The organism is Dellaglioa sp. CoH-55-MRSF-8 (assembly GCF_056782195.1).
Window position 1 is genome coordinate 144,575 of sequence record NZ_JBXAYH010000002.1, and the last position, 13,342, is coordinate 157,916.

Below are 13,342 nucleotides of genomic sequence, written 5' to 3' on the forward strand. Positions count from 1 at the left end.
TTATTTTCTCCCAACTCGGTTTATCATTTCAATAAATTCATCAAATAAATAATCTGCATCATGTGGACCAGGCGCAGCATCCGGATGAAATTGGACACTAAATGCTGGATCAGTTTTATGTTTAATTCCTTCAACAGACTCGTCATTAATTTCACGATGTGTCACTATCAGTTTATCTGAATCGATAGAATCGCTATCCACCGCAAATCCATGATTTTGTGAGGTGAAATCAATTCGTCCAGTTGCAATTTCTCTAACCGGATGATTAAATCCACGATGTCCGAATTTCATTTTATATGTATCTGCACCGTTTGCTAGTGCTAGTAACTGATGTCCTAAACAAATACCAAAAATCGGAAATTTAGGTTGTATCATTTTGATCATCTCAACAACCTCCGGTAAAGTTTTGGGATCCCCTGGCCCATTCGATAATAGGACACCATCAGGTTGTAAATCAGATATTTGTTTTGCAGTTGCATTATACGGTAAAACAATTACGTTGCAATCACGCTTAGATAACTCTCGCAAAATACTGTGCTTTAACCCAAAATCGACTAATACAATGTTTAATTTTGTTCCAGGATTAGGATAGGGTTTAATCGTTGAAACTTGTTGGACGATATTTTGGTTGAGTACAGTTGCACTCATTGCATCAAAGGCATGATTTAAATCAGCATCGGAATCAATAATGCTTCCTTTCATCGTTCCTACATTTCGTAATTTCTTTGTTAATTCGCGTGTATCAATGCCATATATTCCAGGAATATCCTTCTGTTTTAAAAATTCATCTAAGGTTAATTGTTGACGCCAATTGCTAGAAACCCTAGCAACATTATTAACGATAACGCCCTTGCATGAAGGTTCTATTGATTCATAATCATCCAAATTAACACCATAATTACCAATAATAGGATTAGTAAACGTGATAATTTGATTACTGAATGATTGATCTGTAATCGTTTCTTGGTACCCTGTCATTCCAGTCGTAAAAACGACTTCGCCAGTAGTTGAGGCCATTGCTCCAAAACTAAATCCTTTAAAAATACTTCCGTCTTCTAAAATTAAGAATCGTTTCATGATTTACTCAACCTTTCGACTATCATATTTGATTTCACCGCTAACTAGCGTTAACATTGTTTTCCCATAAATTTTTTGCCCTGTAAAAGGACTATTTTTACCTTTTGAGACATAATCTGCTTCATTAATTGTTTGCTCATTTTTGATATCAAAAATTGCAATATCTGCTACTGAACCAGGCTCAAACGTACCACCATTTAGATTAAACTGTTTGGCTGGCGCTTCACTCATTAGAACAATAAGTTGGGCTAATGTTAAAATCCCTGTTTTAACCATTCTTGTATATAACAACGGAAAGGCCGTTTCACTTCCAGTTATACCAAAAGCGGCATTAAGCATGCTACCGCGTTTTTCATCTTCACTATGTGGTGCATGATCTGTCGCAATCATATCGATTGTGCCATCTAATAATCCCTCGATCAAAGCTAGGCGATCTTCTTCAGTTCGTAATGGGGGGTTCATTTTAAAATTACCATTATCCATATGAATGTCTGAATCCGTTAATAATAAATGATGTGGTGAAACTTCACAGGAAACATTAATTCCATGACTCTTAGCAAGTCGAATTAATTCCACACTTTCTTTTGTAGAAACGTGACACATATGATAGTGAACACCCGTTTTTTGTGCAAGCATTAAATCTCGGGCTAATTGTGATGATTCTACAACCCCCATAATACCAGGTAGCCCTAGATTTTTTGCACGAACACCTTCGTTCATGACGCCACCAAATAATAATGAGTTATCTTCAACATGAGAGACAAGTGGTAAATTAACCTTTACTGCTTCTTTCATTGCAAGATACATTGTTCCAGCTGTCTGAATACCTGAGCCATCATTTGTAAAGGCGAATGCCCCGGCTTTTTTTAATTCTCCAAAATTTACTAATTCTTCAGAAGTTCTACCTTTGGTAATTGCAGCATATTGGGAAATATGTACTTGTCCGTCTTTTTGATTACGTCGCTTTATTTCAGCAAAATGTTCTAACGTATCAGGAACAGGATCTAAATTAGGCATGGCTCCTACTGTGGTAAAACCACCTCGGGCAGCGGCCTGACTTCCTGTCTTAATCGTCTCTTTGTATTCAAATCCAGGTTCCCTGTAATGGACATGAACGTCAATTAACCCGGGTACAACAATTAAATGTTCTGCATCAATAACTAAATCAACATTTAACAGTTCATCAGCTAAATTAGTGCCAATTGCTTTAATTTTGTCGTCTTCAATCAAGATATCTTGTTGGCTAAAACTATGATTCAAAAAAACGGTTCCGTTTTTAATTAATTTCTTCATGCTCTATTAGCCTCCATTAAATGACGTCCGTTAATGACAGCTTCTAAAATGGCCATTCTAACAAATACCCCATTCGTCATTTGTTTTACAAATCGTGATTGTTCACATTCAACTAATTCACTGGCTAATTCTACATCTCTATTAATCGGACCCGGATGCATAATAATTGTTTGTTTTTTTAATTTTTTACCGCGTTCAATACTTAATCCAAATTTTTCATGATAATTCTTTTTCGAAAATTTACTATCATCCGTATGACGCTCATGTTGGACACGTAGCATCATCATAACATCAACTTCACCAACTAATTCGTCCATTTCTAAATACTGACCGTATGCTTCAAATTCTTCAGAAAACCATTCCTTTGGACCTGAAAAGTATAATGAAGCACCTAATTTTTTTAATAATTGCATATTACTTTTAGCAACTCTCGAATTAGTTAAATCTCCTACAATTGCAACTTTTAAGTCTTTAAATGTCCCAAACTCTTCTTTAATCGTCATCATATCGAGTAAACATTGTGAAGGATGTTGTCCACTCCCATCTCCACCATTGATAATACCAACTCCCAAATCATTATCACCAATTAATTGTTGATAATATTCATTCTCAGGATGGCGGATAACTGCGATTTGAGTCCCAATAGCACCCATTGTTAAAACAGTATCGTATAAAGTTTCACCTTTACTGAGTGCACTAATACTTGGATTAAATGAGACAATGTTTAATTTCATACGTTGCTCAGCTACTTCAAAGCTACTATGTGTTCTGGTACTATTTTCAAAAAATAAATTTGTTGTAAAGATAGGATGTTTTAAGTTAAATAATGACGGATTTCGTTTAAACTTTTCAGCTCTTTCAATTAATGCTTCAACTTCTTCTGTAGATAGATCCTCGATTGATACTAAATGTTGTAACTGAACTAAATTTGTCTTTTTATCTAACAAAATATCATCTCCTATTATTTTTCGCTTTTAGCTTCTTTAGGTAAAATAAGGTTTAGTGCAATACCTACTACTGTTGCAAGTGCAATACTTGTTAATTGTAAATCGCCTACTTTTAAGTACATGCCACCAATTCCTAACACTAGGATACTGGCAGTAATCATCAGATTATGCTTTTTATCATAATCAATTTGATTATCGATTAAGATTCTTAACCCACTTGAAGCAATAACACCAAAGAGTAGAAAACTAATACCACCAATAACTGGTCCTGGAATACTTTGAATCAAAGCACTAATTTTTCCAACGAAACTAAAGACAATGGCGAAGAATGCGGCGCCACCAATCACCCAAATACTATGAACCTTAGTCATGGCTAAAACACCAATATTTTCACCGTACGAAGTTGTTGGAGGACCTCCAACAAATCCAGCAATAATTGATGATACACCATCACCGAAAAGGGTTCTATTTAGTCCAGGATCCTTGAAAAAGTTTCTTTTCGTTAATTTATTTAAAACCATTATATGACCCATATGCTCAGTCATTGTGACAAATGCGATTGGTGCCATACCAATAATGGCGCTCCAATAAATTTTAGGTTGGTAATTTATAAATGCAACATCGAATGCAGGTAATGTAAGCCAATTTGCCTTTTCTACCGTAGAAAAATCAACGATTCCACATAAGACGGCCATAATGTAGCCACAGACAATTCCTAATAAAATGGGAATTAAACTAATGAATCCTTTAAGATACATATTGAAAAATATTGTAATGGCCAGGGTGAAGATTGCGACCCAAACATATTTAATATCATAAGTACCCGATTTTAACATCGCGTTACTTGCTGCTGTTGTTGCCATAGATAATCCGATGACCATGACAACTGGCCCCACGACAACTGGTGGTAAAATACGATCAAGCCAACCTGAACCAACTTTTCCGATAATAATTGAAACAATCAGATAAACTAATCCAGCTGCAATCGTTCCTTGAGCAACCGCCGGATAACCGGATGTTTTCATTAACATTTGCATAACCGCAATAAAAGCAAAACTTGAACCAAGGTAAGCTGGAATTTTACCATTTGTAATTCCGATATAAACCAAAGTACCTACACCTGAACTAAATAAAGCAATACTTGGGTTCAAACCGACTAGAATAGGTACTAAAACTGTTGCTCCAAACATCGTGAACAAATGTTGAATTGATAATCCCATCCATTGCCCAAATGATGGTCTATCATGGATATCAAGTACAGCATCATCATTTCTAAACTTTTCTTTCATTTTCTCATTTCCTTTCTATATAAAAAACGCACCTCTATAGAGAGATGCGTTCGAAGTTGAAATCTAGTTTGGGCCTACGTTATTCCCTAATAGATTTCTAAATCGTTTGCTCTCTCTGGAACATCTTAACGATTTATTATTTAATTCTTTCAATTTCAATTGAGTCTTTGCCATCAATTTCTTCTACTGAAACTGATACTTGTTCATCTGACGAGGTAGGAATATTTTTCCCAACATAATCAGCTCTTATTGGTAATTCTCTATGGCCTCGATCAACAAGAACGGCTAAATTAATAGTTTGAGGTCTTCCTTGATCCATTAAAGCATCAAGTGCAGCTCTAATTGTACGTCCAGTATATAAAACATCATCAATTAATATAACTTGCTTACCTGTAATATCAAAATCAATTTGTTCACCTTGCGTATTAACAGTTGGTTCATTACCTAAACTTGCATCATGTCGGTCATCACGATAAAGTGCAATATCTAGTGAACCCACTGAAACATCAGCACCTTCAAGTTGTTTTAAGCGATCCGCAATTCGTCTTGCTAAATAGATGCCTCTTGTTTTGATTCCAATCAGTACCAGATTATCAATACCTTTATTCTTTTCAATAATTTCGTATGTCATTCTGGTTAAAGCACGTTTCATACCTAACGAATCTACTACTTCTTTTGCCATCTAGTATTCCTCCTTTTTTCCAATAAAAAAGCCCCCTAATCTAAAAATACTTAGACTAAGAGGCAGACTTCTAGAAAAGAAATCTATTCGCACATTACCTTTTAGTCTCACAGGACTATTTTAAAGGAACTTTATTGATTTTCATGTTACCTGATAGCGTTTGTTTTGTCAAGATAATCCAGCGTACTTTTAAAAATAGGTGGGATTGGTACTTCAAAAATAAGCTCTTTACCCGTTGTTGGATGCTTAAATCCAAGCTTAGCTGCATGTAAAAATTGACCATGCCCTTTAATTGTTTTACGTGACCCATATAAGGGATCACCTACAACTGGGTGCCCAATATATTGCATGTGAACACGAATTTGATGTGTACGACCTGTTTCTAACTGACACTTAATAAGTGAGTAGTTTTCATAATTTTTTTCCACTTTAAAATGTGTCACTGCTGGACGTCCATCTTTAACAACCGCTTGCTTCATACGATCTTTTGGTGAACGACCGAGTGGTGCTTTAATAATTCCTGATTCTTCTTTAATCGGTTGGTGTACTAAAGCAATATATTCACGAATATTCGTTTTTGCTTTCAATTGAGCAGCTAATGATTGATGTGCTTTATCATTTTTAGCAACCATTAAAAGTCCAGAAGTATCCTTATCAATTCGATGAACAATTCCTGGTCTAAAGGCACCATTAATTGTTGATAAAGGACTATGGAATAATAATGCATTAACTAATGTACCATCTGCATGCCCCGGTGATGGATGAACAACCATACCTTGCGGTTTATTCACAACAATAACATCATCATCTTCATAAACAATGTCTAATGGGATATCTTGTGGTATTAAATCTAACTCAACTGGTTCAGGTTCTACTAAATTAATTTTATCTCCTGGTTGGACGGCATATTTAGTCTTTTCTGTTTTACCATTAACTAAAATATCGCCACTTTCAATCCAGCGTTGTACTTTTGATCTAGATATTTCAGGCATTAACTTCGCAATAACCTTATCGAGACGTCCTGTCTCATCTTGAATTACTAATTCTGTCATTTATCGTCTTCCTTTAAAACAATTATTAATAAAATGATAACGCCAACTGTTAACGCAGTATCCGCCACGTTAAAAATTGGAAAGTTAACAAAATCTGTTTGAAACATATCAACAACATAACCAAATCTCAATCGATCAATAAAGTTGCCTAATGTTCCAGCAATCATCAATGTAATGCTGAACTTATAGCCCATGTTTGTTCTATATTTATAAAAGTAATAAATCATTAATCCTAATGCTAAAACAGAAACAATAAAAAAGAACCATTGTTTTCCAGCCAGTAAACTCCAAGCTGCACCATCGTTTCTAATATTAGCAATCGATAAAAAATTAGGTATAACTGTTTGACTCGTGTTCAACGCAATATTAGCTGAAACCACGTATTTCACTACTTGATCTACAACTAAAATAATTATTGCTAATAATGCATATAAAATCATATTAAATCCTCTTAATTCTTAATTAATATAACCCTGAAATTAGGCCATTATCGTCAATATCCATATGATTTGCAGCTGGATCTTTAGGTAATCCAGGCATCGTTAGGACATTTCCAGTTAGTGCAACTAAGAAACGCGATCCTAATTTAGGATTAAATTCACGTATATGAATTGTAAATTCCGTAGGTGCTCCTAACAGTTTAGCATTATCTGACAATGAATACTGTGTTTTTGCCATACAAATAGGTAATTTATCCCATCCCAATTCTTTAAACTGACGTAATTGCTGTTTTGCTTTAGGTGCATATTCAACTTTAGCGCCACCATAAATCGTTTTAACAATTTTTTCAATTTTAGTTTCAGCAGAATCATCAGCCTCGTACAATGCTTTAAATTCATGAATCTCATTCGTTGTTTCAATCACCTTTTTTGCTAAATCAAGAGCACCGGCACCACCTTGTCCCCAAACATCTGCAGGTATAGCGGAAACACCAATTTCAGAGGTAAGTTCAATCAAAGTTTGGACTTCAAGATCTGTATCAGCAGTAAACTTGTTAATAGCAACAACAACTGGAATGCCATAACGCTGCATACTTTCAACATGCTTCTTTAAATTAACAAATCCTGCTTTTAAAGCAGCAACATTTTCAGTATTCAATTCAGTTTTAGCAACTCCGCCATGCATTTTCAAAGCGCGGATTGTAGCAACAAGAACAATTGTATCAGGTGTCTTACCTAAGATTGGTGTTTTGATATCAAGAAATTTTTCAGCACCTAAGTCAGCCCCAAATCCCGCTTCCGTAATTGCATAGTCGCCCAATTGTAAGGCAGTTTGTGTTGCAAGAACACTATTACAGCCATGTGCGATATTAGCAAAAGGTCCGCCGTGAATAATGGCAGGTGTATGCTCTAAAGTCTGAACTAAATTAGGTTTAATTGCATCTTTTAATAACAAACTAATTGCACCAGTTACACCTAAATCAGCAACTGTAATTGGTTTTTTATCTATATTGTATGCTACAACAATATCACTGATTCTTGATTTTAGATCTTTAATATCTTTTGACAAACACAAAATAGCCATTAATTCACTGGCAACTGTAATATCAAATCCATCTTCTCTAGGTATCCCTTGCATTGGGCCACCAAGGCCTACTACAACATGGCGTAATGCACGATCGTTAATATCAAGTACTCGTTTCCAAATGATACGTCTTTGATCAATTTTTAAATCGTTACCTTGCTGAATATGATTATCAATCAAAGCAGCAAGTGTATTATTTGCAGTTGTTAAAGCATGCATATCACCTGTAAAGTGTAAATTAATATCTTCCATTGGGACAACTTGAGAATAACCACCACCAGTTGCGCCACCCTTCATCCCCATAACAGGACCTAAAGAAGGTTCTCTGAGAGCAATCATAACTTTCTCATTCAAACGATGCATAGCATCCCCTAAACCAACTGTTACGGTTGATTTACCTTCTCCAGCTGGAGTGGGACTAATTGCTGTAACGAGAATTAACTTAGAATTTTTATTTTTAGGTAAATCTAAAGGTAAGTTTATTTTTGCCTTAAAATTACCATATGGTTCAATATCAGTTTTTTTCAAACCAATCTCGTTAGCTACTTCTTCGATTGGTTTCATCACGTTTTTTTGTGCAATTTCTATATCGTTCAAATTGATCATCCCTTCATATTAAGTTCTTTTAAGTATAACTGAGAAAACTGCGATTGTCATTAGTTGCACTACTGGTTAAAGTTACCTATACTGTAGAAGTACTTAAACTTTACGACCAATTTTGGGAGGCGTTTGATATGGAATCTGGCATTGTTGAATGGTTTAGCGCACAAAAAGGTTATGGATTCATTGCTTATGGTGATGAAAAAGAGATATTTGTCCATTATACCGCTATACAATCTGACGCATTTAAAGTACTTGGAACTGGTCAAAATGTAACATTTGAAATTAAAGAAGGTAGCCGTGGTTTACAGGCCGCAAATGTTTCAATTGTCACTAATTAATCTGTCATAAACTCATAAAACGTTCATGCTTACTTGTACTATAAGTAAACATGAACGTTTTTTTATTTTAGATTCGCCCTATAACCAATATCCATTCTGTAAAATGTTTTGTGTGCTTCAAAATCAGCAATTAACTGATAAAGTTTCTGTTGTGCATCTGCCATGTCTACGCCTGATTCATGCATAATATAAATGCGTCCACCTGCACTAACTAATTTCTTATCAACTAATTTTACACCTGCAAAATCAATTCTGTTGGAAAGTGACTTAAAGTCACTTAAATTGGGTAATGTAATATTTTTTTCAGGATTTTCTGGATACCCATCAGCGGCAATAACGACACCTAGAGTGATTCCCTCTGTTTCCCATTGTAAAGATGGACTTTCATGCTGCAATAATTTTGAAATAACTAATGCAAAATCCGTTTTTAATCTTGGTAATACGACTTCAGTTTCGGGGTCGCCAAACCGAACATTGTATTCAATTACTTTTGGACCGTCTTTAGTTAAAATTACTCCCACATATAAAATACCTGTGAATGGAATACCACGTTTCATCATTTCATCCGCTGTTGGCTGAACAATTTTTTCAATTGATTCCGTAACAACATCTTCTGAAATTTGTGGAACTGGACAATATGCGCCCATTCCGCCGGTATTAGGACCATTATCTCCCTCAAATGCCCGTTTATGGTCTTGAGAAATTGGCATCGGATAAACTTTATCTCGATCAATAAATGCCATCAATGAAAATTCTTCACCCTCAAGGTACTCTTCAATTAATACTTCTGTTGTATTAAATTGTTGTTGGACTAAAAATGAACGCAAAGCATCAGTTGCTTCTGATAGATCTTGAGCAATAATAACGCCCTTACCACCAGCTAATCCATTTGCTTTAATAACTATTGGGAATGATTGGTGCGTCATATAATCTAATGCAGTCTGGTAATCGGTAAATGTCTGATAGTTAGCTGTCGGGATATTGGCTGACGCCATAACTTGTTTCGCAAATTCCTTTGACCCCTCTAACTGGGCAGCGGCTTTTGAAGGCCCATATATAACTAGGTTTTCTTCACGAAAAAAATCAGTTATGCCATCTATCAGTGGAATTTCTGGTCCAACAAAAGTCCAATCAATGTCATTTTCACGGACAAAGGTTGTCATGCCAATCCAATTAGTGATATCAATACCCACAGATTTAATCCCGTTGTTATTCATCCCAGGGTTTCCGGGTAAACAGTAAACATCTGAGACAGTATCACTTTCAATAAATTTACGTGCGATGGCATGTTCACGTCCGCCAGAACCAATAACTAAAATTTTCATTATTTAAAATAATCCTTTCATAGGTTAAAAAGATAGACTCATTTTAACAATTTAATGTTTGAAATGACGACGGCCACTAAATACCATAGCAATATTTTTGCGATTAGCCATATCAATTGACTCTTGGTCTTTAATTGACCCTCCCGGTTGAATAATTGCCGTAATACCATGATCAGCAGCATATTCAACACTATCATCCATTGGGAAGTAAGCATCTGAAGCTAAGACAAATGGTTCTACCATCCCATGTTCTAGTGCTTGCTCTAACGCAATTTTAACCGATCCGACACGGTTCATTTGACCCGCACCAATTCCAAGTGTTTGATCCTTAGTTGCAATTACAATCGCATTACTCTTAACATGCTTCACAATTCTTTGAGCGAATAATATTGCTTCTTTTTCATCACTTGTTGGTAATTTTTCAGTTACCGTTTTTAATTCTTCCATTTGGTCAATGACTTGATCACGTTCTTGAACAAGTAAGCCACCCATCACTGAGACATATTCATATTTATCAGCTTGGTCCTTTTGACTGAAATCAATTGTCATAACACGAAGATTTTTCTTCTTAGCTAAAATATCATATGCAGCATCTGTGAAGTTTGGTGCGATAATAATTTCAAGGAATAAATGATGTAATTCAGTTGCTGTTTCTAAATCAACTTCACGATTTAAGGCAATAATGCCTCCGAAAATTGACGTTTTATCAGCATCAAATGCTTTTTTCCATGCAGCATTAATCGTTTCTCCAGTACCAACCCCACAAGGATTCATATGTTTCATCGCAACGACAGCAGGTTGCTTAAATTCTGAGACAACTTTTAAAGCAGCGTCGGCATCTTTAATATTGTTATACGATAACTCTTTACCATGTAATTGTTTAGCGGCAGCAATCGAAAAAGCATTTGGTAAAGCTGATTGATAGAAAGCCGCTTTTTGATGTGCATTTTCACCATAACGCATTCCTTGTTTGAAATCATATGTTAATGACAATTTTTCAGGAAATTCAATTTCTAATTCTTTTGTTAAATAAGATGATATTAAAGTATCATATGCAGCCGTGTGTCTAAACGCTTTAGCTGCTAATTGTCGACGAAACTGATTATCCATTTTATCATCATCGAGTTTATCTAAAACAGACGGATAATCAGCTTTATCGACAACAACATAAACAGATTCAAAATTTTTGGCAGCAGAACGCAACATTGAAGGCCCACCAATATCGATTTGCTCAATAGCTTCTGACTCAGTAATACCAGGTTTTTCAATCGTTTCTTTAAAGGGATATAAGTTTACACAAACTAAATCGATTAAGGCAATATGTTCTTCTTCTAATTTAGCCATATGAGCTGGATTGTCACGCCTTGCTAATAACCCACCATGAATCATTGGGTGTAATGTTTTAACTCGTCCATCAAGCATTTCTGGAAAGTGAGTCACATCTTCAATTCTAATTACAGCGATATCGGCATCCTTTAAAATATTAAACGTACCACCAGTTGAAATAATTTCAAATCCACGTTTGATTAATCCCTGAGCGAAGTCTGCAACACCAGTTTTATCAGATACACTTATCAAAGCTCTTTTCATCTTATTAATCTCCCTTTTTATTGTTTAATAAATTTAGAATCACCTTTGGATATAGTTGGTGTTCAACATCATGAATCTTACTTTCCAATTGTTCAAGTGTTTCATTTGGTAAAATAGGAATACTTTGTTGCGCTATAATTGGCCCCGTATCAACACCTTCGTCAATGTAGTGTATCGTCACACCAGTTACACTAACACCTGCCTTATACGCATCCTCAATTCCATGAATACCTGGAAAAAGGGGTAACATTGCGGGATGAATATTAATAATTTCCATCGGATACTTACTCAATAATGTACTTGTAATCACACGCATATAACCCGCCAATAAAATGGTGTCGATTTGATACTTAGCTAATTCATTAACAATCACTTGTTCATAATGACTACGATTTTCAAAGTCTTTAGGTTGAATAATAAAGGTTGGAATTCCTCTACGTGCTGCCTTTTTAATGACAGCCGCTTTTGGTCGATCACAAACTAAAACTTCAATTTCTAATCCTGCATCTTTTAATGCCTGATTATCTGCAATAAATTCAAAATTAGAACCGGTCCCTGATGCAAAAATTGCTACTTTGACCATTTTATTTACCTACCAATTCGACCGTTTGATCAGTATTTTTAATTTCTATACTGCCTATTTCATAAGCGTGTACAGTTTCTTTATTTAATTGTGTCAGCACCTGTTCAACGTTAGCTTTATCAACAGCCAAAACCATTCCAATACCCATATTAAAAATTTCATACATCTCTGAATGGGGTATCTCACCGTATCTAGAGATGGCATCAAAAATTGGTAGTACTGGCCATAATCCTAGATTAATTGTTGCTTTTAGCCCTTCTGGTAACATTCTTGGTATATTTTCAATAAAGCCACCACCTGTAATATGTGCTGCGCCTTTAATCAAATTATCTTGAAATAAAGGAATCAGATCATCTACATAAATTTTTGTTGGTGTCATTAATATTTCAGCAAGTGATTCATTAGGTATTTCTGGTAAAGCTTCATCTAAATTAAAAGCCATGTCTTCAAGAAATATCTTTCTAACAAGTGAGAATCCATTTGAATGAATACCGGTTGACGAAATTCCAATTAAAATGTCATTTTCTTGAATTGAATGACCATCTATTAATTGACTTTTTTCAACAACACCAACCGCAAATCCGGCCATATCATAATGTGTTTTTTGATACATCCCTGGCATTTCAGCTGTTTCACCACCAATAAGATTCATATGTGCTGTTTGACATCCTTTAATTACCCCAGAAATAATACTTTCAATTTTTTGAGGTTCAGTTTTGCCAGTCGCTAAGTAGTCCAAAAAGTATAGAGGCGTTGCACCCTGAGCAACAATGTCATTAACACACATAGCCACACAATCAATCCCAATTGTGTCATGTCGATTTGTTTCAAAGGCAACCATCAATTTGGTGCCAACGCCATCAGTACCTGAAACCATAAGTGGCTCTATAATACCTAATCGACTGAGATCAAAGAGTCCTCCAAATCCACCAACTGAACTTGTTTCATTTACCAGTGACATTTGTTTATTAATTCGATTAACGACGTCATACCCTGCATTCACATCAACACCCGATTTTTGATAAGCATTTACCATTTT

Annotated in this window: 13 protein-coding genes; 1 reads left to right on the forward strand and 12 read right to left on the reverse strand. The window is 35.3% G+C overall.

Annotation, left to right across the window (positions count from 1 at the left end; all coding sequences use genetic code 11):
* The 8 genes from AC1RPW_RS02485 to AC1RPW_RS02520 form a co-directional block, all read right to left on the reverse strand.
* Positions 1–1,077, reverse strand: a complete 1,077-nt coding sequence (locus AC1RPW_RS02485; protein WP_481761313.1) for a carbamoyl phosphate synthase small subunit — start codon at positions 1,075–1,077, stop codon at positions 1–3.
* 3 nt (positions 1,078–1,080) lie between these two features.
* Positions 1,081–2,370: a dihydroorotase gene (locus AC1RPW_RS02490; RefSeq protein ID WP_481761312.1), complete on the reverse strand. Its 1,290-nt coding sequence runs from the start codon at positions 2,368–2,370 to the stop codon at positions 1,081–1,083.
* A complete protein-coding gene (locus AC1RPW_RS02495; RefSeq protein ID WP_481761311.1) occupies positions 2,367–3,317 on the reverse strand; it encodes an aspartate carbamoyltransferase catalytic subunit in 951 nt (316 codons plus the stop codon). Before AC1RPW_RS02495 ends, AC1RPW_RS02490 begins: the two co-directional genes overlap by 4 nt.
* A gap of 14 nt (positions 3,318–3,331) precedes the next feature.
* A complete protein-coding gene (locus AC1RPW_RS02500) occupies positions 3,332–4,606 on the reverse strand; it encodes a solute carrier family 23 protein (protein WP_481761310.1) in 1,275 nt (424 codons plus the stop codon).
* Between the two features lie 136 nt (positions 4,607–4,742).
* Positions 4,743–5,288, reverse strand: a complete 546-nt coding sequence (gene pyrR / locus AC1RPW_RS02505) for a bifunctional pyr operon transcriptional regulator/uracil phosphoribosyltransferase PyrR (protein WP_481761309.1) — start codon at positions 5,286–5,288, stop codon at positions 4,743–4,745.
* Positions 5,289–5,434: 146 nt separating this feature from the next.
* Positions 5,435–6,340, reverse strand: a complete 906-nt coding sequence (locus tag AC1RPW_RS02510) for an RluA family pseudouridine synthase (RefSeq protein WP_409022551.1) — start codon at positions 6,338–6,340, stop codon at positions 5,435–5,437.
* A complete protein-coding gene (gene lspA / locus AC1RPW_RS02515) occupies positions 6,337–6,780 on the reverse strand; it encodes a signal peptidase II (RefSeq protein ID WP_481761308.1) in 444 nt (147 codons plus the stop codon). Before lspA ends, AC1RPW_RS02510 begins: the two co-directional genes overlap by 4 nt.
* A 22-nt stretch (positions 6,781–6,802) precedes the next feature.
* Positions 6,803–8,461 (reverse strand): formate--tetrahydrofolate ligase, encoded by a 1,659-nt coding sequence (locus AC1RPW_RS02520; RefSeq protein WP_481761307.1) that lies wholly within the window; start codon positions 8,459–8,461, stop codon positions 6,803–6,805.
* A 137-nt stretch (positions 8,462–8,598) separates the two neighbouring features.
* Between AC1RPW_RS02520 and AC1RPW_RS02525 the strand changes: the two genes are divergently transcribed.
* Positions 8,599–8,805, forward strand: a complete 207-nt coding sequence (locus AC1RPW_RS02525; protein ID WP_409022794.1) for a cold shock domain-containing protein — start codon at positions 8,599–8,601, stop codon at positions 8,803–8,805.
* Positions 8,806–8,867: 62 nt separating this feature from the next.
* On the opposite strand, the gene purD is transcribed toward AC1RPW_RS02525, so the two are convergent.
* From purD to purM, 4 genes are read right to left on the reverse strand one after another with little or no spacing between them, the layout of a single operon-like run.
* Positions 8,868–10,130, reverse strand: coding sequence for a phosphoribosylamine--glycine ligase (gene purD / locus AC1RPW_RS02530; RefSeq protein WP_481761306.1), 1,263 nt, complete (start codon positions 10,128–10,130; stop codon positions 8,868–8,870).
* A gap of 51 nt (positions 10,131–10,181) precedes the next feature.
* Positions 10,182–11,720, reverse strand: coding sequence for a bifunctional phosphoribosylaminoimidazolecarboxamide formyltransferase/IMP cyclohydrolase (gene purH / locus AC1RPW_RS02535; protein ID WP_481761305.1), 1,539 nt, complete (start codon positions 11,718–11,720; stop codon positions 10,182–10,184).
* 4 nt (positions 11,721–11,724) lie between these two features.
* Positions 11,725–12,303 carry a phosphoribosylglycinamide formyltransferase gene (purN, locus tag AC1RPW_RS02540; protein ID WP_481761304.1) on the reverse strand — a complete coding sequence of 193 codons (579 nt, stop codon included), beginning with the start codon at positions 12,301–12,303 and terminating at the stop codon, positions 11,725–11,727.
* Between the two features lies 1 nt (position 12,304).
* Entirely contained in the window at positions 12,305–13,339 is a 1,035-nt protein-coding gene (purM, locus tag AC1RPW_RS02545; protein ID WP_481761303.1) for a phosphoribosylformylglycinamidine cyclo-ligase, read from the reverse strand.
* Positions 13,340–13,342 lie beyond the last annotated feature (3 nt).